The sequence below is a fragment of the Alteribacillus sp. YIM 98480 genome, assembly GCF_009765375.1.
Classification (GTDB): domain Bacteria; phylum Bacillota; class Bacilli; order Bacillales; family Marinococcaceae; genus Alteribacillus.
Genome location: NZ_VTOK01000001.1, coordinates 29,428 through 51,345 on the forward strand (window position 1 = coordinate 29,428; position 21,918 = coordinate 51,345).

At 36.7% G+C, this 21,918-nt stretch carries 21 protein-coding genes; 14 read left to right on the forward strand and 7 right to left on the reverse strand.

Annotated features, from left to right (window positions below; translation table 11 throughout):
* Window positions 1-233: 233 nt before the first annotated feature.
* Entirely contained in the window at window positions 234-1,016 is a 783-nt protein-coding gene (locus FZF09_RS00125; RefSeq protein ID WP_158734549.1) for a ZinT family metal-binding protein, read from the reverse strand.
* Between the two features lie 212 nt (window positions 1,017-1,228).
* On the opposite strand from FZF09_RS00125, the gene FZF09_RS00130 reads away from it, so the two are divergent.
* The 13 genes from FZF09_RS00130 (at window position 1,229) to FZF09_RS00185 (ending at window position 14,066) form a co-directional block, all read left to right on the forward strand.
* The gene (locus FZF09_RS00130; protein WP_158734550.1) at window positions 1,229-1,588 is read left to right on the forward strand and encodes a DUF1516 family protein; all 360 of its coding nucleotides are present in this window, start codon (window positions 1,229-1,231) and stop codon (window positions 1,586-1,588) included.
* Window positions 1,589-1,811: 223 nt separating this feature from the next.
* Complete coding sequence (locus FZF09_RS00135) at window positions 1,812-2,276, forward strand: nucleotide-binding domain containing protein (RefSeq protein ID WP_199256736.1); 465 nt, start codon at window positions 1,812-1,814, stop codon at window positions 2,274-2,276.
* A gap of 142 nt (window positions 2,277-2,418) precedes the next feature.
* Window positions 2,419-2,928, forward strand: a complete 510-nt coding sequence (locus FZF09_RS23255; RefSeq protein WP_370514405.1) for an AEC family transporter — start codon at window positions 2,419-2,421, stop codon at window positions 2,926-2,928.
* Between the two features lie 28 nt (window positions 2,929-2,956).
* Window positions 2,957-3,319, forward strand: coding sequence for an AEC family transporter (locus tag FZF09_RS23260; RefSeq protein ID WP_370514411.1), 363 nt, complete (start codon window positions 2,957-2,959; stop codon window positions 3,317-3,319).
* 265 nt (window positions 3,320-3,584) lie between these two features.
* On the forward strand, window positions 3,585-3,809 hold the full coding sequence (locus tag FZF09_RS00145; RefSeq protein ID WP_158734551.1) for a hypothetical protein: 225 nt from the start codon (window positions 3,585-3,587) through the stop codon (window positions 3,807-3,809).
* A 344-nt stretch (window positions 3,810-4,153) separates the two neighbouring features.
* On the forward strand, window positions 4,154-5,077 hold the full coding sequence (gene kdgD, locus FZF09_RS00150; RefSeq protein WP_158734552.1) for a 5-dehydro-4-deoxyglucarate dehydratase: 924 nt from the start codon (window positions 4,154-4,156) through the stop codon (window positions 5,075-5,077).
* Between the two features lie 23 nt (window positions 5,078-5,100).
* On the forward strand, window positions 5,101-6,564 hold the full coding sequence (gene gucD, locus FZF09_RS00155) for an alpha-ketoglutaric semialdehyde dehydrogenase GucD (RefSeq protein WP_158734553.1): 1,464 nt from the start codon (window positions 5,101-5,103) through the stop codon (window positions 6,562-6,564).
* 164 nt (window positions 6,565-6,728) lie between these two features.
* Window positions 6,729-7,811: a tripartite tricarboxylate transporter substrate-binding protein gene (locus FZF09_RS00160; RefSeq protein ID WP_158734554.1), complete on the forward strand. Its 1,083-nt coding sequence runs from the start codon at window positions 6,729-6,731 to the stop codon at window positions 7,809-7,811.
* 215 nt (window positions 7,812-8,026) lie between these two features.
* Window positions 8,027-8,440 carry a tripartite tricarboxylate transporter TctB family protein gene (locus FZF09_RS00165; RefSeq protein WP_158734555.1) on the forward strand — a complete coding sequence of 138 codons (414 nt, stop codon included), beginning with the start codon at window positions 8,027-8,029 and terminating at the stop codon, window positions 8,438-8,440.
* Between the two features lie 13 nt (window positions 8,441-8,453).
* Complete coding sequence (locus FZF09_RS00170; RefSeq protein WP_158734556.1) at window positions 8,454-9,959, forward strand: tripartite tricarboxylate transporter permease; 1,506 nt, start codon at window positions 8,454-8,456, stop codon at window positions 9,957-9,959.
* Window positions 9,960-10,005: 46 nt separating this feature from the next.
* The gene (gene gudD / locus FZF09_RS00175; RefSeq protein ID WP_158734557.1) at window positions 10,006-11,355 is read left to right on the forward strand and encodes a glucarate dehydratase; all 1,350 of its coding nucleotides are present in this window, start codon (window positions 10,006-10,008) and stop codon (window positions 11,353-11,355) included.
* A gap of 112 nt (window positions 11,356-11,467) precedes the next feature.
* Window positions 11,468-12,994, forward strand: coding sequence for a galactarate dehydratase (gene garD / locus FZF09_RS00180; protein WP_158734558.1), 1,527 nt, complete (start codon window positions 11,468-11,470; stop codon window positions 12,992-12,994).
* A 370-nt stretch (window positions 12,995-13,364) separates the two neighbouring features.
* Entirely contained in the window at window positions 13,365-14,066 is a 702-nt protein-coding gene (locus tag FZF09_RS00185; RefSeq protein ID WP_158734559.1) for a FadR/GntR family transcriptional regulator, read from the forward strand.
* Window positions 14,067-14,498: 432 nt separating this feature from the next.
* Here FZF09_RS00185 and FZF09_RS00190 read toward each other — a convergent pair whose 3' ends face one another.
* From FZF09_RS00190 to FZF09_RS00215, 6 genes are all read right to left on the reverse strand, one after another.
* Window positions 14,499-17,270, reverse strand: coding sequence for a sigma 54-interacting transcriptional regulator (locus FZF09_RS00190; protein ID WP_158734560.1), 2,772 nt, complete (start codon window positions 17,268-17,270; stop codon window positions 14,499-14,501).
* Window positions 17,271-17,342: 72 nt separating this feature from the next.
* Window positions 17,343-18,422 (reverse strand): SIS domain-containing protein, encoded by a 1,080-nt coding sequence (locus FZF09_RS00195; protein ID WP_158734561.1) that lies wholly within the window; start codon window positions 18,420-18,422, stop codon window positions 17,343-17,345.
* 15 nt (window positions 18,423-18,437) lie between these two features.
* A complete protein-coding gene (locus tag FZF09_RS00200) occupies window positions 18,438-19,262 on the reverse strand; it encodes a PTS system mannose/fructose/sorbose family transporter subunit IID (protein ID WP_158734562.1) in 825 nt (274 codons plus the stop codon).
* A complete protein-coding gene (locus FZF09_RS00205; protein WP_158734563.1) occupies window positions 19,262-20,014 on the reverse strand; it encodes a PTS mannose/fructose/sorbose/N-acetylgalactosamine transporter subunit IIC in 753 nt (250 codons plus the stop codon). Before FZF09_RS00205 ends, FZF09_RS00200 begins: the two co-directional genes overlap by 1 nt.
* A gap of 30 nt (window positions 20,015-20,044) precedes the next feature.
* Window positions 20,045-20,515 carry a PTS sugar transporter subunit IIB gene (locus FZF09_RS00210; protein WP_158734564.1) on the reverse strand — a complete coding sequence of 157 codons (471 nt, stop codon included), beginning with the start codon at window positions 20,513-20,515 and terminating at the stop codon, window positions 20,045-20,047.
* 16 nt (window positions 20,516-20,531) lie between these two features.
* Window positions 20,532-20,933 carry a PTS sugar transporter subunit IIA gene (locus FZF09_RS00215; protein ID WP_158734565.1) on the reverse strand — a complete coding sequence of 134 codons (402 nt, stop codon included), beginning with the start codon at window positions 20,931-20,933 and terminating at the stop codon, window positions 20,532-20,534.
* A gap of 732 nt (window positions 20,934-21,665) precedes the next feature.
* On the opposite strand from FZF09_RS00215, the gene FZF09_RS00220 reads away from it, so the two are divergent.
* Entirely contained in the window at window positions 21,666-21,878 is a 213-nt protein-coding gene (locus FZF09_RS00220) for an FAD-dependent oxidoreductase (protein WP_158734566.1), read from the forward strand.
* Window positions 21,879-21,918: the final 40 nt, after the last annotated feature.

Consider the following 21,918-nt stretch of genomic DNA (forward strand, 5'->3'; position numbering starts at 1 on the left):
CAAGATGGAGTTTCCAACAGAAACCGTGGAAGGCGTTACGAAATAAAAAAATTGTAGGTAGATGAGAAAACGACACTCTGCTAAAGGAGTGTCGTTTTCTCTTAGTTATGGCCTTTTATCCCAAAATCTTATTTATGATAACTTTGCATAATGAGTGGTTCTCATTTACGTTATACTTAACCGTTTAAGACCTACTTACTTGTCAATGTAATAGTCACATCGTGACTTCTAATTTAATGCGCCATCATCTCATGGGCAATATCATGTCCACCCATTTCTGAAGGGTAGTAAGTAGGCCAATTTACCACTTCATCTAATAAAGCTTCGCGGTCGTCACCCCAATACAGGTGGTAGTGATCAGCTTCATTCGGATAGATACTATGATCACTAAATTGAATATATTGAGGAAGTCCTTCAGCTTCTTCTTCTAGTTTAAATATGTATCTTACTCCTCTATTTCCCGCATCATAGGTTAGAATTTCGTAACCATCATAGATATACTCACCAGAAGATTCCTCTCCATTTTTGAAGAAGGTTACAGTATTCTCTTGAATCACGATACGGTTAACATCGGTTTGGTATCCCTCGTTATAATACTCCTTGTACTCTTCAGCTGTCTTGTCACCTTCATGTTCCGCTTTATGGTCAAACACCTCGTCGAGTGTACCATCCTGTAGATATGGATATACAGATTGCCAGTCTCCTTCCCAATCGGAGAGGGAACGATCCTTCACTTGGCTGTCTTCAAAATAGCCGTCATAAATTTGTTCTGTTTCTTCATCGTGTGCATGGCTATGATCGTGCTCATGATTGTGATCGTCTTCCCTTTCATGTGTATGACTTTCTGACGTTTGCTCTTGCGTTTCAGAAGAGTCTTCTGAAACGGATGAGGATGATGATGATGATGTTTCATTCTCACTTGCCTCATCTTCGGTTGAATCTGATGTCTGGCACCCAACTACTAGCAGTGAACTGATAGCTAATATACTTACCCCTTTTGCAAATAAAATTTTCATTTGTAACACTCCTTAAATCGTAATGATTACGATTAAATATTATATATGTACTCTGTGAGAACGTCAATTAAAAATTACCAATTTTTCTTCTCGAATTTGGAGAACATTGGTCTTATTCTTTCTCATTCTTTACAAATCGTCACTATTTTCATGTTCTTTCTAGCCATAAAAACGTTAAAATAATAATATTCTTGAAGGTTTTGGAGGTATGTATGATTGTACACTACCATCTTGGCGCAATTACTCTAATTATTTTCCTTTGTATCATTGTCAATCACTTGTACACACGGCAAAAGAATAGAACAGCAGTTATTCTCCACCAAGTGCTTCGTCTCCTGTATTTGTTTGCTGCCCTGACTGGTCTTATGCTGCTTGGAATACTGCCCGTGTACTTGGGAGGCTTATTCAAGGCGTTTTTAGGCCTTGGCAGTATTGGATTAATAGAAATTTACTTTATTCACAAATTAAAAAACGACGCCCCTAAATACTTACACGTTATTCTTATTGTCATTTTACTTATTACAGTAATTATGGGATTAATGCTCCCTCAAGGTATCTCCATTTTATCTTAGAGCCGCTCGTTAAACTGTTTAAAGGCGTACTCATTTCTTTAGAAGTGAGCAGGGAAGGAAAAACCACAGTGAATGGAAAAAATAAAAAAGTTCTTTAGATGTGAAAGCAAATAAGCAAACATACATAAAGGAAAGGAAGACCAATGACTATTGCTATAGTTCTTGCCGCAATTATTTGTACTCCTTGCTCCAGCCCGTGATAACCTTAAAGTTAACTGCAGTATTGAATACACGTGCTCTATTTAATCAATCAAATAAACAAGAAATGAATGCCATCATAAATCAAGCACAACAACTTATAAGTGACGGAAAAGATTTGCTCGTATTAGCAGATAACAGGGAGGAAAGTGTTAAAGAAACAAAAGAAGCGGGTTCTAAATTAGGTATGGGTGAGCTGGCTATTAGTAAATTGGTTTCGGCGACCCTCGCTGATATAACCAAAAAAGTAGTAGATCATACTGGTTTAAAAAGGTTAATTATCGCAGGAGCCGATACATCAGGAACGATTTGCAGGGAATTAGGGATAAAAGGAAACTATGTTTTGAAAGAGATTGAAACAGGATTGCCGTCGGGTCTTGCCATAGGAAAGGAATTGTTAATTGTTTTGAAATCAGGAAGTTTTGGAGGCGAAGAATTCCTTAGCAAAGCAATTCGTCATTTAAAAGAAATATCAAATGAAGAAAAGTAACAATAGAATTACTTTTTTCTTATAATCACCCCTCTATAAATAAGGAGCATAAACCATGCGAAACATTGGTTTGTGCTCCTCTTTAGACATGTGTAGGTATAGAAGGGTACATAAATCACCAATATAGAAGTAGTGATATAATATGGAGCTGCTTTTTCAAATCTTATTACAAATTATATTTCCCGTTTTTCTCTTATTATTTATTGGTGCTTTCTTACATAGAATCTTTCAATTCGATTTAAGCACTCTTTCAAAAATGTTAACATACATATTTTTGCCGGCTGTGATTTTTTCAAACATTTACCAAAATGAAATGGAAGGAGGACTGTTACTACAAGTTGGAGGGTTTTTGGCAGTGCAGTTAGTAATACTTGCTGTCATCGCCCATATCATAGCTAGACTATTAAAAATGGATCGTAAATTGACCTCTACTTTTAAAAACAGCTTGGTATTAAACAACTCCGGAAACTTTGGTCTGCCTGTCAGTCAATTAGTATTTCAAAGCAATCCAATTGGTGCTTCTATTCAAATCATTGTGATGATGTTCCAAAACATTTTGACTTATACATATGGTTTAATGAATGCCGCTTCAGCGAAACAAACAGATTTAAGTGCATTAAAGGAACTTTTTAAGACCCCTATTCCTATTTAATCGTTTTGATATTTCTATCCCTTCTTTTATATGGTCCCCTCTTGAAAATGCAGCAAATGCTTTTCTAGCGTTTGCTCTGCTTACACTTGGAGCACAAGTTGCTTATCCTGCCCTTAAAAACTTCACCTTCATATTTTATCTCAGTGTGTTGGGGCGGCTTGTTTTTTCACCAATCCTAGCCTTGTCTATATTATTAATACTAGGGATGGATGGCACGATCGCTCAAGCTTTATTTATTGCAAGCTCTTTCCCAATGTCCCGGAACAGTGCGTTGTTTGCATTAATCTATGACAACTATCCCGATTATGCAGGACAAGGAGTGCTTGTTTCTACCTTGTTCAGCAGTATCACTGTTACTATTGTGGTTTATTTAGCAGAAGTTATTTTTTAGAAGGGCATATTTCCGTTAATGTTTGTAAATTTTAGTACAAAAAGATTGCGTTAGCAACATGCTAACGTCTTGCTAACATTGAAGATTATTATTGGAAGCTTCTCATTAGTCGACTAAACTTTTGAGAAGTCTCTTTTTTAATTTTTTTGTTACGTAATGGTAATCGTTTTTTGGTTGTTTTGTCAGAAAGCCCTGCAAAAATTTTTCGCTTAGAACCTTTCGTTTTTGAGGGAGCAATTGATACGGAATTAGTGGCAGATATGCGATGGATGAAGCAAAAATAGTTACAGCTTTAATAGATAAAGAGAATTTATCCATTGTTTCTAGAAGCTTTTTTTGGGTGGCTGGATATTGGAATTATTTTTGTATCAATCAAAACCAACCTCGACCACATTTCTCAACCTTCTGCCTTGTATTTTTCCAGAATGTTTGGGAGGAAAAAAATTATGCACTGTACAAAAAGAAGAAAGATTATGAATTAATTTCATAAGTGCTATTTTGATTATCAAAAACGGACATTATATCGATTTTTTCTCCAGGGACGACATTTATTTTATTTGTCGGACAAAAAAATAAATTTACAATTAAGCGTTGACTTATATGTTTATTTGTCTTACAATTTAAATCATCAAACAAATAAAACAATTTAACAAAAGAGGACGGATACGACCCATTAGAAGATAAAGGTTGAACTATAAATATAGAAGTCTATGAAATATTTGAAAGCGATACCATCGGTAGATCAAATAATAATTTACTGAGGAGTGGTGCTAAAACAGACTTATCCGTCCTCTGAAGAAGAAAGAAAATAAATAATGGAAAGGATTTAGTAGTATGACGAACAGACAGTCTCCTACAGGTATATCAGGGTTTCCAGTTTCGCCGTTTGATGAAAACGGAAACATTGATGAAAAAGCATTAACTGTAAATATCGAATTTTTACTTGATGAAGGTTTAGAATCAATTTTTATTGCTTGCGGTGCCGGTGAATTTCATAATCTCAGCAATCAAGAGTTCGAAAACGTAGTTAAATTAGCCTCTTCTGTTGTAGATGGCAAAGTGCCGTTTTATACCGGAGTGGGCGGGAATTTAACAGAAGCACTAGAAAAAGCAAAGATTTCAGAAAAATATAGAGCAGATGGATACTTGATCCTTCCGCCGTACTTGATTGATGGCGAACAAGAAGGGATTTACGAATATTACAGAGCCATCATAACAAGTACCGACTTAAATGCTATTCTCTATCAAAGAGCAAATGCAGTATTGCAGCTGGAAACATTAAAAAGATTGCTAGAATTCCCACAGGTTGTAGGGTTAAAAGACGGTATTGGAAACATCGAAATGAACATCGAATTCACTCAGGAAATTGGTGACCGTCTTGGATGGTTAAATGGTATGCCGATGGCAGAGGTGACGATGCCAGCTTATTTGCCACTAGGGTACAAATGCTATTCATCAGCGATTTCTAATTACATTCCGCATATTTCAAGAAAGTTCTACGATGCCCTTCTTAACGATGATAGACAGACCGTAAATGAAATCTATGAAAATGTTATTTTGCCTATTAATCGTATTAGAAGAAAAAGAAAAGGATATGCAGTTGCATTAATAAAAGCTGGAATGGAAATTGTCGGTCTTCCAGTAACAAATACGGTAAGGCCACCTGTTGTACCAGTGGAAAAAGAGCATTATGAAGAATTGAAACAAATTTTAACTCGTGCTCTTGAAAAATATCCATCAAATAAAGTATCTATTTAATTCTATATTTGGAGGGATTTATAATGGCAGTTCAAACAGAAACAAGCAGCAAATTCTTGAACTACATAAATGGAGAATGGGTTGCTTCTAACACAAATGAGGTAGTGACAAATACGAACCCAGCCAATACAGACGATGTGGTTGGACAAGTGCAAAAATCTTCGAAGGAAGATCTCGAAAAAGCAGTAGCAGCTGCAAAATCAGCAAAAAAAGAATGGAACAACTTAGCGGGTGCTGCAAGAGGCCAATACCTATTTAAAGCAGCAGACATTCTTGAAAGCCGTATAGAAGACATTGCAGAATGCATGACAAGGGAAATGGGTAAAACTTTCCCAGAAGCAAAAGGAGAAACAGCTCGTGGTGTAGCTATTCTTCGTTATTACGCAGGAGAAGGCATGAGAAAAGTTGGAGATGTTATTCCTTCCACTGACAGTGATGCGTTAATGTTTACAACAAGAGCTCCTTTAGGAGTTGTTGGTGTTATCACTCCTTGGAACTTCCCGGTGGCGATTCCGATTTGGAAATCAGCTCCTGCCTTGATTTATGGAAATACGGTAGTTCTAAAACCAGCTTCAGAGGCTGCTGTAACATGTGCGAAAATCTTCGAATGTTTTGCAGAAGCAGGAATTCCAGCTGGTGTTGTCAATATGGTTACCGGACCAGGATCTGTGATTGGACAAGGACTTGCAGAACATCCTGACGTAAACGGAATTACTTTTACTGGTTCTAATACAGTAGGTAAGCAAATTGGACAGGCTGCTCTTGCACGCGGTGCAAAGTATCAGCTCGAAATGGGCGGTAAAAACCCTGTTATTGTTGCAAATGATGCAGACATTGACCTTGCTGTCGAAGCTACCATCAGCGGGGGACTTCGTTCCACTGGCCAAAAATGTACAGCAACAAGCCGTGTGATCGTACAAAGTGACGTGTATGATAAGTTTAAAGAAAAACTTGTTGCTAAGGTTAAAGAAATTAGTGTAGGTAATGGATTAAACGATGGAATCTGGATGGGACCCAGCGCAAGCGAATCACAGCTAAATACAGTACTTTCCTACATTGAAAAAGGAAAAAAAGAAGGTACACTTCTTTGCGGCGGTAATAGACTCACTGGTGAAGAACATAATAAAGGTTATTTCGTGGAACCAACTGTTTTCGAAGATATCCAATCAGATACAGCTATTGCTCAAGAAGAAATCTTTGGACCAGTTCTTGCTCTTATGAAAGTAGATACAGTTGAAGATGCTTTAGAACTTGCAAATGACGTAGAGTACGGGTTAAGTGCATCCATCTTCACTACAAACATTCAAAAGATGCTTTCCTTCATTAATGAAATGGATGCTGGTCTTGTTCGTATCAATGCTGAAAGTGCTGGTGTGGAACTGCATGCTCCATTTGGAGGTATGAAACAATCAAGCTCCCATTCCCGTGAACAAGGGGAAGCAGCAAAAGAATTCTTTACCTCTATTAAAACAGTATTTGTTAAATAAGGGGGGACTTCCCCCTTTCATCTAAGTTATTATATGAAAGGGAGGTTATATAAAAAATCCATTGATGAAAGCGTTTTTTTATGGGGTTTTATTAACTATTTCATAATTTTTGCAAAAATGTAAGGGTTGTCATTTTAATAATAGGAAGAAGAAGAGGTGTTGATATGAAGAAATTGTTGATGGTCTTAATAATCGCATTTCTAGGTGCAATTTTGGCTGCATGTGGATCTAGTTCTGAAGAATCTTCTGGAGATGAAACATCAGAAGCCAATGAACAAAATGGAGGAGAAGAAGCCAGCGTTGATTTAAATAGAATTCGAGTATTGATCGGTTCATCCTCAACAGGCGGGGATACCTATCAAAATGCAGATGCTGTTAGCAGATATACAGAAGAAGTTTTGGATACGAACATGAAAGTAGATGCAGTTGGTGCACTCCGTGCATTTGACGAACTGGGTAAAGCAAAAGATGATGGCAGTACGATCATGTTTTTCCATGACATGGCTTATTTAGGTGTAGAATATGGAAGTTTTGATGAAAAGGACGAACTTGACAACTGGACGATTGGTCCAATGGTTTCCATCAATCCAGGGAACGCATTCTTAACTAGTGCAGACGCTCCTTATGATACAATGGCTGAATCGGCTGAATGGTTAGAAGAAAATCCGGATGAAACCATCACCGTAGCAGTTGAGGCCGGTGGTGTATCAGAAGTTACATTTGATGCTTACTACTTATGGGTAGAGCAGGAATTTGGAACTGAAATATCTGATCGTATTCATGCTTACGTAACAGGATCTCAGGAGGACAAAGACCAAGCTTTATGGGATGGAAATGCTGACATCATACATGGCTCTATTGGTGCTAATAACCAATACACGGAAGATGGGGTAGAAGATAAGATTAAAATGAAGTTTTTGGGTGTATCAGCGAGTGAAAGAGTAGAAGGATTTGATGTACCTACATTTAATGAGCAAGGAATTACAGTTGATGGCGAGGAGTTTGTGTTTGACAAAGAATTCTTCTTCTTAATGCCAAAAGACGTAGATTCTAACTTTGCAGCTGCCTTAGATAATGCAGTAGCTGAAGTTGTGGAAAACCCAGATTATGAAGAGGATTTAAATACAAACACATACATTGTTAACCATAGGCCAGCAGAAGAAGCAGAAGAATATTTACTTGAAAAAAGAGACAAAATCCGTTCTGTTATTGAACAGGCGCCAGACTTAAATGATATCGCCAAATAAGTTATTGGAACATGGGCCTGTCTCAAAAGGTTAGTTGGGTCATCTAACAACTGGGATATACTAAACTTCAACGTGATAGGCGGCACTGTTAAAACCCTGCAGTGAGCGAGTTTTCTTAAGAGGAGCTTAATAGCGTCTGTGGAAAACGAGTATATCCCAGTTGTGTTGGTCGAGAACTGCTTATGGGACAGTCCCTCTATTTTCAGAGGAGGAAGGTGAGGGATGTGAGTGATCTCTTAACTATTGAATTATCATACAACAATTATCATCTCCTTTTCCCGAGAATTATTATAAGTATTCTTCTTATTTTAGGCATGGTTCTTTTAATCACGAACATCATAAAAAGAGTAAAAAATGGGAACTTATCAACCTTTAACTTTAAGTTTTTTGTAGATAATTTTGATAAAGTAAAACTATTTGGAACGGCAGTATTATTAGTTGTCTATGCTTCAACGCTTGAAATAATTGGTTTTATACCAGCTAGTGTGATCTTTATGTTTTTAGTCACGCTCTTATATATCGGAAATATAAGAAAAAGAACTATAATGATTTCGATATCAAACTCACTGGCTACTACGATCATTGTTTGGTATGTATTTGGACAGTTGTTTGATATAACTTTGCCATAAAGGGGGGACGCCAATGTCAATCTTTGAAATACTAACCCCGTTGTCTGTTTTACTATGTTTTTTAGGTGTTTTTATAGGAATCGTGATGGGTGCCATCCCCGGGATGACCGCTACGATGGCCATTGCTATCTTTTTGCCCCTTACATATGCCCTGGACATGATTGACTCCATTGGTTTATTAATTGGTTTGTACGTCGGTGGAATTAGCGGCGGTTTAGTACCCGCTGTTTTATTAAATATTCCAGGTACTCCTTCCTCTTTATGTACAACCTTTGACGGATACCCAATGACCAAAAAAGGAGAAGGGGAAAAAGCGTTAAAAGTAGGGATCACGGCTTCTATTATAGGTGGATTTTTTAGTTTAACTATTTTATATTTTTTTGCACCGGTACTAGCGTCTGTGGCCATTGATTTCTCTTCGGTGGAAAAGTTCTTAATTATTGTTTTTGCCTTAACGGTTATTGCTTCTATATCAAAAGGAAGCTTACTCGGTGGAATTTTCAGCGGTCTTCTCGGTATGTTTATCAGTCTCATTGGTACATTTACCGATAACAATGAAATGCGGCTTGTACCCCCAGGCTTAGAAGATCAATTGGTCTACGGTTTTTCTCTTTTGCCCGTGTTGATTGGTTTATTTGCGATCGGGCAAATCTTACAAGAGTCTGAAGAAGGGATGAAAGCAGCTTCTCATCAGAAAATTGACCTTCAAAAAGGAAATAAGAACACTCAATTTAGTTTTAAACTTTTTAAAAATCAAAAAATAAATGTTATACGCTCTTCTATTATCGGAACCTTTGTAGGGATGCTGCCGGGTGTAGGTGGAAGTGCGGCTTCTATCACGGCTTATTCTCAAACCAAAAACTTCTCCAAAAACCCTGAGAAGCTTGGAACAGGAGAACCGGAAGGACTGGTATCTAGTGAGTCTGCGAACAATGGTTTAATTGGTGGTGCTTTGATTCCGCTGCTTTCTTTAGGCATACCTGGAGATAGTACCACAGCTATTTTGATAGGAGCATTTTTATTACAGGGAATTGAAATTGGACCACTATTTATTACGTCCAACCAAGATCTATGGAGCGGGATTGTTTTCTCTCTAGTTATTGCAAATATTGTTATGTTTATTTTGATGTTTTTCTCCATCAAATATTTTGCAAAAATCGTTTTCATTCCCAAGTACCTCATTTTTCCGATTATCGTTGTAGCTTGTGTGGTTGGTTCCTATGCTATTAACAACGGTGTGATGTTTGATGTTTGGACCCTTTTATTATTTGGTTTATTAGGTTACATTTTCCCTAAAATTGGTGTCCAGATTCCTTCTTTCTTAATTGGTTTTATATTAGGAACGGAAGCAGAAAAATATTTCGTTGATAGCCTAAAAGGAAGCAGTGGAGACTTAACGATCTTTTTTACAAAAGGACCTATTGCCTTAGTATTGTGGATCTTGATTATCGGATCTGTAACTTATGCCATAATCGACAGTCGCAGAACGAAAAAGGCGGCTGAACAAAACGCCTCGTAAACCATGTTTCCAAATAATAGAAAATACAAAGTAGGAGAGATTAGTTATGCAATCTCATATGAAAACAAAGAATGAAACACCGAAACTAGTTGATCTTTCTGTTTATACAGTCGCTGGAAGTGACAGTATGCTTCTTAATTTAAGCGGTGCTCATGGCCCGTTTTTCACAAGAAATGTTGTTATTTTAAAGGATAACAGCGGAAACGTTGGGGTTGGTGAGGTTCCCGGCGGGGAAGGCATACGCAAAACATTAGAAGATGCAAAAGCATTGTTGGCTGGCGAATCAATCGGTAACTATAAAAACATTCTAAAAAAGGTAAGAGAAACGTTTGCAAACCGTGACTCTTCAGGGCGCGGATCCCAGACTTTTGATTTACGAATTACGATTCATGCAGTAACTGCATTGGAGGCTGCATTGCTCGATCTGCTCGGAAAATATTTGAATGTTCCTGTTGCTGCACTGCTTGGTGACGGTCAAGAGAGAACAGAAGTGGAAACACTTGGTTATTTGTTCTATATCGGTGATCGTAACAAAACGGATTTGCCGTATGTAAGTGATCCAAATCCAGATAATGACTGGTTCCGTCTGCGTCATGAGGAAGCATTGACTCCTGAAGCTGTCGTTCGACTGGCTGAAGCGGCATATGACCGTTACGGATTCCGTGATTTCAAGCTTAAAGGCGGAGTACTTCGCGGAGAAGAAGAAATCGAAGCGGTGAATGCGTTGTCTGAAAGGTTTCCTGAAGCACGCATCACCTTAGATCCAAACGGTGCTTGGTCGTTAGATGAAGCAATTAAACTTTGTAAAGGTCAACACAATGTGTTGGCATATGCAGAAGACCCATGCGGCGCGGAAAATGGTTTTTCTGCTCGTGAAGTAATGAATGAATTTAGAAAAGCAACCGGCCTTCCAACAGCAACGAACATGATTGCGACCGACTGGCGCCAAATGGGACATGCCGTGCAGCTGCAGGCTGTAGATATACCACTGGCTGACCCCCACTTTTGGACGATGGAAGGTTCCGTTCGTGTTGCCCAAATGTGTAATGATTGGGGACTAACATGGGGCTCTCATTCCAATAATCACTTTGACATTTCGCTTGCAATGTTTACACACGTAGCTGCTGCGGCACCTGGAGACATTACGGCTATCGATACTCATTGGATTTGGCAGGACGGCCAGCGTTTAACCAAAGAACCATTAAAAATTGAAGGCGGTAAAATTAAAGTGCCAGAAAAACCTGGTCTTGGTGTGGAAGTGGATATGGAGCAAATCGAAGCTGCTCATATGGTTTATAAGAAAGAGGGGCTTGGAGCAAGAGATGACTCCATCGCAATGCAATATCTTATTTCGAATTGGACATTCGACAACAAGCGTCCATGTCTCGTAAGATAACAAGGTTCTTGCATTAATCATAATTGATGGCGGCAGCTGTTAAGGCTGCCTCATTAGTCGTTTGATAGTTGTTGCAGGTAAGTACAAACAATGACAAAAGGAGAGTGATCCGGTGTCTGATAATACAAACAACCCACGGTATATTAAACTAAATGACAAAGACAATGTCGCTATTATTGCTAACGCTGGCGGGTTGTCGGAAGGAACACTTTTTTCGTGCGGCCTTACATTAACCGAATATGTCCCGGAAGGACATAAAGTAGCTTTAATACATCTGGAAAAAGATGAACCTATTGTACGCTACGGTGAAGTGATTGGATTTGCTCATAGTACAATCAAAAAAGGCAGCTGGGTGAAAGAATCTTTAGTGGTTATGAACACTCCGCCAAAATTAGATGACCTGCCTATCGCTAATAAAGTGCCGGAGCAAGCTGAAGCGCTTGAAGGTTATACTTTTGAAGGCTATCGTAATGAAGATGGCACAGTCGGAACCAAAAATGTATTAGGAATTACCACTAGTGTTCAATGCGTTGCCGGTGTATTAGATTATGCTGTAAAGCGAATAAAAGAAGAAATTCTTCCGAAATATCCCAACGTTGATGATGTTGTTCCTTTAAATCATAATTACGGATGCGGGGTGGCTATAAATGCACCGGAAGCTGAAATTCCTATTCGGACCGTTCAAAATATGGCGGTGCATCCCAATTTCGGCGGGGAAGTCCTGGTAGTTGGATTAGGATGTGAAAAGCTTGTTCCGACCAGATTAACCCCCGATGGAAGTACGGAAGATATTGTATCCTTGCAGGATCAAATTGGCTTTACAAATATGATTGACTCTATTATGGAAATGGCAGATGAAAGACTTGCCAGATTAAATAAGCGTAACCGTGTCACATGTCCAGTTTCAGATTTAGTTATCGGAATGCAGTGCGGAGGAAGTGACGCATTTTCAGGAGTAACAGCAAATCCAGCATTGGGGTATGCTGCAGATCTTTTGGTGCGTGCAGGTGCCACCGTTTTATTTTCTGAAGTGACCGAAGTCCGGGATGCCATCCACCTGTTAACGCCAAGAGCTGTAAATGAGGATGTTGGAAAAGCCTTAATAGAGGAGATGAGATGGTACGATCATTATTTACAAAAAGGAGAAGCAGATAGAAGTGCTAACCCGTCCCCTGGAAATAAGGTAGGCGGCCTTACAAATGTTGTGGAAAAATCTCTTGGATCCATTGCTAAATCCGGAAGCAGTCCAATTGTGGATGTATTATCCCCAGGAGAGAGAGCGACGAAAAAAGGGTTGAATTTCGCTGCAACACCAGCTAGTGATTTTGTTTGCGGAACACTGCAATTAGCGTCAGGTATGCATCTACAAGTATTTACGACTGGACGAGGTACTCCTTATGGTTTGTCTATGGCTCCTGTGGTTAAAGTCGCAACTAGGAATGCATTAACCCAGCAATGGCATGACTTAATTGATGTAAATGCAGGCACCATTGCCACAGGTGAGGCTGCTATTGAAGAAGTAGGCTGGGAAATATTTGATTATATCATAGATGTAGCCAGCGGCCATAAAGAAACGTGGGCGGATCATTGGGGTATTCACAATGATCTCAGTTTATTTAATCCAGCTCCTGTAACATAAAAACAGTAATAACGCTTTTATTTGATACAATTTACGACAAGTTGAACAGCCTAATGATATAATAAAACTAGAATTAATGCAGTAAGGACAAGAATTAAGGTAACTGTGACATTTAGAGTATACGGATGGTATATACTTATAAGAGGGGGGAACTGAAGACGAGTTACCAGTTTACTCCTCTTTGTTTAATTATCGATGTCATTATAGAGAAGTGTGTTATATATATGAACCACATACCTTTTTAGGGGGTTCAGCTTACCTTGTTAAACGGTTGAGAACAAACTTGGCATGTGATGTAATAAAAATGGCTTAAAACGTATAAGAACTGAAACAAAGCAAATAGAAAATTCGAATGTTAGGAGGAAAGGATATGACTAACAAAGAGATGATGATGGATATGAAATCTCTTAGTCGAAAATCCCTTTCAAAACAAGTAATAGATGAAATTATAAATCTTCTTGTTACAGAAAAGCTTAAACCTGGGGATAAAATCCCAACAGAATTAGAACTTATGGAGATATGTAATGTAAGCAGGCCGGTCATTCGTGAAGCTCTAACTTCCTTAGAAGTTTTAGGAATTGTGAACCGTGGAACCCGTAACGGTACTTTTTTTTCTGATAAAGTAGGCAGTCAGCCTTTTGCAATGATGTTAGCTTTGTCTGCTGGTGATGTGCGGTCTATAATTGAGATAAGAATAGCCTTGGAACTTGGTTTAGTGACATTAGCAGCAGAGAAAATCACGGAACAAGAACTTGAAAAACTATGGGAAACAATTGAAGAAATGAAATCCTTGCCAACTGATGACTCTTCAAAAGTGGATAAGCAATTTCATAAAATTATCGCTCATAGTGCTCGAAACCCTCTGTTTGAAGGGATAATGGATCCACTACAAAACTTTCATGATAAAGTGTTAGATCAAATTCCTTTGGAAGATAGAGAATTAGAAAAAACAGTGAACTATCATGTTGACATCTACCATGCATTAAAGAAAAGAGATCCTATAGAAGCTTATACTAGCATGTATCGTCACCTTGACTTCGTACGAAATAAAGCACTTAAAAATATTAAATAGCACGCAAGAAAATACTATTTATCCTGAGAATATATTACATCCACCCTTCCCGAATTATTGAGTGGATGTTTTTATTTGCACTTTATCTTTATAGTGCGTGCTATGCTTTAACCGAATAACGTCTTTTAAACAATACTCAAAAGGTTTGTTGTTTCTAATTTTGAAACAACAAAAGCTATATTCCCGAGTACTTAATTAATCTGTAAAAACTTTATACTATCGTGTCTTAAACATTTCAGTTGAGACTTAGGTAGTGTCATTTACACTGCTACCTGTACAATAAGGAGTGTCTCTGCTATCAAAATATTTAAATATAATTTTATGGTAATATAAGATGTTGTAGCGTAATGGTTGAAAGCCACAACGAGCTAAAATCAACATAAAAAGCTGCCAAGCAAAACAAGGCAGCCAAAATAAAATTTACCAATAAATTTAATATTGAAAATTTAAGTTAGTGTTTTTGATAATATCATAAATATAACCAATCTCACTTGTAGGAACAGTAACTCCATAAGTAAGTTCGATGTTTTTGAAAACGTCATTGATTTTATGAATAAAGTATTGGTGTTTTAACTCTAACGCTTCCATATCGTGATACGTTTCAATAGGCTGTTTCTTTACTAATCTTTCGATTAGGCAACTTAAGTGAACGTATAGACTGATTTTGGATGAGTTCGTTAACGTCATATCTAACTCTTCCTGAAGCACTGTAATGGTTTCGTCTACATGATGAATGATTTTGTCCGGGTTAAGAATTGTTAAATGATCAATAACACTTTGAATGGAAAATAATTTTAATATATTCTTATTCAAATGTGAAATGGTTTCTTTGGGGAGTATGGGGTCTAATATTTGGTACCACTTATATTGGTTTTCCCCAGTGATAATATCTTCAATTGCCACAAATGGAATACCATGTACCTCTGGATTTACTGTACCAACGATGCCCAACACGTTGTATTGTTGAAATTGCTCTGCACTTAACCCCTTTTGTTTTAGACTTAAAAAATCATGGGCTAAAATTTTAATATTTTCGCAGTTTTCAAATCCTTTTTCCAATAACTCTCTAAACTTTACTGCTGTTCCAACTCCAGTATCGCAGGTCGTTACAATCACGTTCATTTTCTTGTCAGAAGACTTTATATACTGATAAGTTGGTACTTGGTTTACTGTTATTTTTTCTACAATTTCTTTTAAAGGCTTTTCCTGCACAATATATTCTCCGGCTTCAATGGCCATAGATGTCGTGATATTATTAACAAGTCCGATCGGCCCCATGGATACATTTTCCATACGTTCAGATAATTGTGTGAGTGACCCCATGTCAACAAAGACAATGACACCTTTACTTGTATCAACGCTTTTTAAAAATTGATTGATTTTTTTTGTGATATCCAGCATAGATACTTCCGTTGGCATATCAAAGCCCTGGAAGATGTGCCTGTTTAACAGGCGATTAGCGACACCTGCTATACTGCTTGCAGTTTTTTCCCCATGACATACAATAACTGCTTTCATTTTATTATTATCTTTTGCAGTTTCTAAGCTTCGTAAATATAAAGCTGTAATACATTGATCAAAAATATTCATTTCTATACCAAGGGCATTTTCTAATTCTTCTGCCAGTAGAAGGGTTTGATTGATTTCTCTAGGGAATAATTCATAGATTTCTTCAAATAAATTATAAAATAATTTATTGTCTATATTGACATTCATTATATATTCTGTTGAATACAAAAGATAACGGGCTAACTTAGTGACTGTTTTATTAGGGTATAATATATAGTCGGAAATTTCCATTACTCCAGATAATAATTTTTCAATAATAGTCAGACGTTGCTTGGAATCGTTTGTTAAGGATAATTCTAATAGAGCTTCTAGATGATTTTCTACTTCTTCTAATAATAGGGGCATTTTAAGCTTATCTTTATCTTTCATCCTATTTTCCAAAAGTGCTTTTAAATTATTTAAACAGTTTTCTGCTTCTGATAAAAAGCTTTCTATTGTATTTTTAGAGTAGCTTGGATCAATCCAGACATTATCGGAAATCACGCCTTGATATTGATACCTTGTCATATTCTGCTGTTCTATATATTCATTAATAAGTGACTCTGGAAGGTGTTTAATTCTTACCGATATATACGGGTTTTTATTAGTTTCTTCATCATCCTGAAATGATCTGGCGCAAGAGTACATAATAATATTCTTTAATTCTCCTGTATTACCGGGAGGGTTATAGTTAACTAATGTGTTAATAACATTTTTTTGCACCTTGATTTGTTTTTTTAATTTCTCGCTTTCATCTTTATAGAATTTCACGATCATTGATATCTTTTCACTCAAAGAGCGTTGGTCAAATGATGGTAAATGTATAACGACAGGTATTCGTCTAAAAAAGGTAGGTAAAAAAGCGTTTTTTGGAGCTTCAGTCGTAGCTAAAATAATTCGTACATTAACGTTTCTTTCAATTTGGTTATTTCCTAGTGGGTTTAACACACCTTTATCCATTAATAAAAAAAGCTTTTCTTGACTTTCTGCTGAAAGTCTATGAGCTTCATCCAGAAATAATATTCCTTCATCTGCTTCTTCAATAACTCCAGTTTTATTCGTATCAGCTCCAGTAAAAGCTCCTTTTTCATATCCGAATAACTTGGAGGTGATTAATTCAGGATTATCCGCATATTCTGCACAGTTAAAAGTAACGAACTTAGCTTTATCGGGAATTAATTTTTTATTTAATGCATATTCGTAAATAAGCTGGGCCAAATAGCTTTTTCCCACACCCGAATCTCCAGTTAGAAGTATTGGAAGTCCATTAGGAGGATAACTAATAGCTGTTTTACATTGTTCTACTATATTTATGATGTTACTTGAAGAGCCAATAAACTTTTTAAAAGGGTCTTTCATTTTCTGCTCTGGTAAGAAATAATGATGAAACTCTTCCTCATTTTTAAAAGTCGAGTGGCTGCATTTTATATCGAAAACACTTTCTAGTGTCTTTTTATCGTAAAATAGAACTGGCCGGGAATTAATCTTGATAGCTTCTCCTTTATGAACAAATTCATTCAAAAGACGGCTTGCTGCACTACGGTCAAGTTGAAAATGGTCTACAAGATAAGCTGCTGATGTCCCTTGTGGAAAATTCTTATTAGCATTGACAATCGAGTTTTTTATTAATACATTTTTTAAATGTTCTTTGTTCACTTGTATCAACTCCATATAAACAATAAACAATTCCGCATACCTGCCAAGAGGCAGGTATACGGCAAAAACCGTTTATACTTTACTTTTCATTTTTTGATGGAAATCAGGAAATTTTGGGACAGCTGGATCTACGCCTTTTTTGTTAGAAAGTAACGAAGCAAGAACTTGTAATGGTACAATATATTCAAATACACTGAAAAATGGGTCATCCTCAATCGACAATGCTAAATCTCTTTTTGAATGATTAAATGTGCTATTCTTACCAATCACATAACAATGATTAGTTATATTACCTAAAAAGTTCCGCAGTTGCAATATTCGTTCTTTATCTTTATGGTTAGCAGCAAGAAATATCAGATAGCTGTCAGCGTTAATACAATTATAAACGCCGTGCATATACTCTTCCATTTCATAGCCGATAACGGGACAACGAACTGTCTCTAATAATTTCAAAGCCCCTTCCATAGCTGTTGCATAATTAGTGCCGTAGCCAACTACCATGATTTCTTTTGCTTCTAAAAAATCATTTCCAATATCACCAAACCATCTTTCTGAAGAAGTGATAATACGATTAATATTCTCAACACTAGCTTCAATTCTATCGATAAGTTGTTGGTAGGTACGGTTATCAATGATCTTCCGGTGTTGACCAGTTTCTGTCCCTAATACCATAAGTGTTAAAACAGTAGCAACATATCCTTTTGTTTTCGCACCAGCATTTTCTCTTGAACCAACTGATATAGGTATATACTGATCTGCTAATCGGGCAAGATCGCTGTTTTCATATTCCGTCATTCCTATTGTTTTTATTCCTAATTTTTGAGCCTTTTTCAAGCCATTGATAGTTGATAAGCTTTTTCCTCCCTGAGATATTCCAATCACCACAGTACTTTTAGGAGACGGGATATTCTCTAACACAAAATGTGTTGGATACATAGTAAGAATTTGTTTTCCAGTAGTAAATCCTAATACTTCTTTTGCCGCAATAGCAGCATGATACGATGTACCCGAACCAATAATATAAATTTGTTCTACTTGTGGATCTCTTAAAATGTCAACACCATTTTTCGAAACATTCTTTCTATTTAAAATAATATTTTTTAAAATATCTTTTTCTTCTAATATATATTGATGCATTAAATTTACTGCCATTTTGTCTTCACCTCTTTAAAAAATTCCTAATGCAGATGTCAAAACACCAACAACAATAATACTTAGCATGATATAGTTTACTTTCACGTTACGTTTCAGCAAATAAAGCATAAATAATGTTAAACTAAGCGGTAGGAGTTTAGGCAATATTTCGTCTAATGTTTCTTGAATGCTTACTTCTGCTCCTTCCATGTTAAATTCAAGTGGTGTTGTTAAATCTATTAATGTTCCTGTCATTGCTCCTATTACAATAAGCCCTAAAACGGAAGCACTAAATGATAATCGTTCAAATTGGCCTTTCTCCTGCATAGTATTTAATAAATCTGTTCCTTTATTAAAACCAATAAAAGTCCCATGGTAACGAGCTAAAAAATGAGGAATGTTAAATAAGAGTAAAAATAGAATTGGGCCTAAGATATTCCCTTGATTTGCGAGAGAAATTCCAATACCTGCCGAAACTACTCGGAATGTACCCCAGAAAAAAGAATCGCCAATTCCTGCAAAAGGTCCCATTAAAGCCACTTTTATTGAATTTATGCTCGACGGATCAAAATTCTCCCTATCCTTTGCGTTTCGCTGTTCCATCGCTCCTGAAATGCCCATAATAAAACTTGAAATTGCAGGAGTCGTATTAAAAAATGCGAGATGCCTTTGATAAGCTTCGGCTCTGTCTCTTTTTTTGGGATAAATCTTCATTAATATGGGAATAAGGGAATAAAGGTAGCCTAGTGCTTGCATTCGTTCATACGTAAATGATCCCTGCAATGTAAAAGATCTCCAGAATACTTTTCGTAGATCCTTTTTTGTAATCTGTTGTTTCTGTTTTTTTTGAGAATCCATTACAAAGCGACCTCCCCTTCATCATCTTTAGACTGATCGATTTGATAGAGGATAACTGCTACAATCGCACCAATTATTGCTATCGCAGTGATATCAACCCCAAAATACACTGCCAGCACAAAACCTAGAAAGAAATAAGGTGACAGTTTCATAGAAAACGTCATTTGAAGGAGTAAAGCAAAACCTAGTGCAGGGAACATAGCTGCGGCCACTTCAAGACCTCCGGTAATAAATACGGGTATACTGTTTACAAACCGTTCTACAGTTTCAGAACCTACCATAATTCCTAAAAAGTTTGGTATAAAACCATTTAGGAAAAACAGTGATACCCCAAGCCAATGCATTAATGTAATTTTTCCAGTGTCTCCTTGTTTCGCATACGTATCTGCTCGGTGGATAAAAAAAGTGTTTACCGTTCGAACAAGGATTCCAAGAGATTGAGCTAAAATGGCAATAGGAACAGCTAAAGCTAAAGCTACTTCTGGTCCACTATCTGTCATTATTGCAAAAGCCGTACCCAAAACGCCGCCTGTTGTAACATCAGGTGGTGTTGCCGAACCAATCCCAACGATTCCCATCCACACTAATTCAAGAGTTGCCCCTACGATAATTCCGGTTTGCAAATCCCCTAAAATTAGTCCAACGACAGGGCCAAGCACTAATGGTCTTTCTATCATTGTCTGACCAAAAATTCGCCCATCTAAAATTCCAATAGCTCCTATCAGGCCTATTAGTATAGCTTCTAATAACATAAAATCCCCCTTGTTCGCTAAAAGTCTTTTTTACACTAAATCTTTAAATATTTGTTTTTTATCATTAGGCACCTGACGAATTTCAACTTCGATACCTTTATTTTCTATCTTTTGTAAAAATTGAATATCTTTTTCATTTACAGCAACAGCTCGAGAAATCATTCTTTTGCCCTCTGCCATTCGTATACCTCCTACATTTACACTAGTAATAGCATCACTAGCTAGCACCAGCTCTGCAGCATCTACTGCTGATTCTACAACTATTAACGCATTAAATTTGGGATCTAAAAGTTTTGGAAGAATATCAATCGTTTCCTTGACAGATTTTATATACAGTTTTGCACCTGTTGGTTTAGCCATTTTCAAAGCCATTTGTTTGGTAACATCCTCTGCTGCATTATCATTTGCTACAACAATAATATTGATACTGTAGTGGCTCGACCAAGCAAAGGCTACTTGGCCATGTAATAAACGATCATCAATTCTTACTAGTTTAATCAATGAAAATTACCTCCTTTTACTGATTTTTTAATGCATGATTAATATAAACGATCCCATTTTTCCCTTGAGCAACGCTATTTTCTATAAGCTCTTCTGTACTTATCCATTCACTTCCACTCATTAGTTCAATGACCATTGGAAGGTTTATCCCGGTCACTAAATATACACCTTTTTGGGTAATAAATTCGGCCATTACATTAGTAATACTTCCTCCCAAAATATCTGTTAAGACAATACAATCGGTTTTTAGAGGTTTTTTTTCAATAATCTTAACAAAAGATTTTTTGATATCTTGTATACTTGTCTCAGGTTCCATTGTGATATAATCCAAATTATCTTTTTTTCCAAGTATCATTTCCACAGAATACATCATAGCCTCAGATAAATGACCGTGGGTTGCAAATATAAAATGTCTCACTCACTCACCTCCTTTACTATTTATTAATGCAAATAACATGCCAGTTTAGTGTGATCCAATAAATGATATTGAAGTTGAGGATGAGTTATATAATAAAAGGAATCGTAAAAAGTAGGGGATAAACAAAGGTGAGAATCAATAAGTTTTTTAAGTATAAAAGCAATTAAATAGTTTGAAATGAATTGAATTTATTTATTTATAGTCATTTTATATCTGTGTATAAGGATAGATAGAAATACAAGATAGCTAAGTTATGTGCTAGGATCAAATAAATTATTAGACTTTAAAGGTTGTCTAACACACTTTTTGATTTTTGTGCTTACCTTACACCTTCATGAATGATTTTGTTAAATCCATCAAATTAAACAGGGGAGGGAGAAAGTGGATTTTAATACCTACCGAACATAGAGGTGGGAGAGCATAACTATATCGTTTTTTTAAACCTGAGCATTATTTGTTTTTAACGTGTATAAACTCCTTTAAAAACAATAATAATATTCAGAAAATATTTTAGAAAAATGACAGAACCTGGAGAATGGGAATCTGAGTAAAGAACTGTCAACACAATTTTGATGTCAGCAACATTACTGTGAAAAGGACATTTGAACTTGTAAACGAGTGGGTGCTTTATCGCCAAGACAGCAAAGGGACTCTGGTAGAAAAAGAGGAACAGGATAAATCAAAATTAGGATCCCTAAGAAATGACTAAGAAATCTATAGGGGATTGTGCTCATGAAAGTCATGGTGATTGGCAGTGGAATTGTTGGAGCGAGTGCAGTCTACCGTTTGGCTAATAAGAAAATCGAAGTCTTATTATTAGAGCAACAAGGAAATGCCAAAGCTGCTGGTGCAGGGATTGTATGTCCATGGATATCTAGAGTTGAAGATAAAAATTGGTATGAAATTGAAAAAAATGCAGAGTATTATCCAGAGCTCATGTCCTAGTTGTAAGACAATGGTGAAAAGAATGTCGGCTTTATTAAAT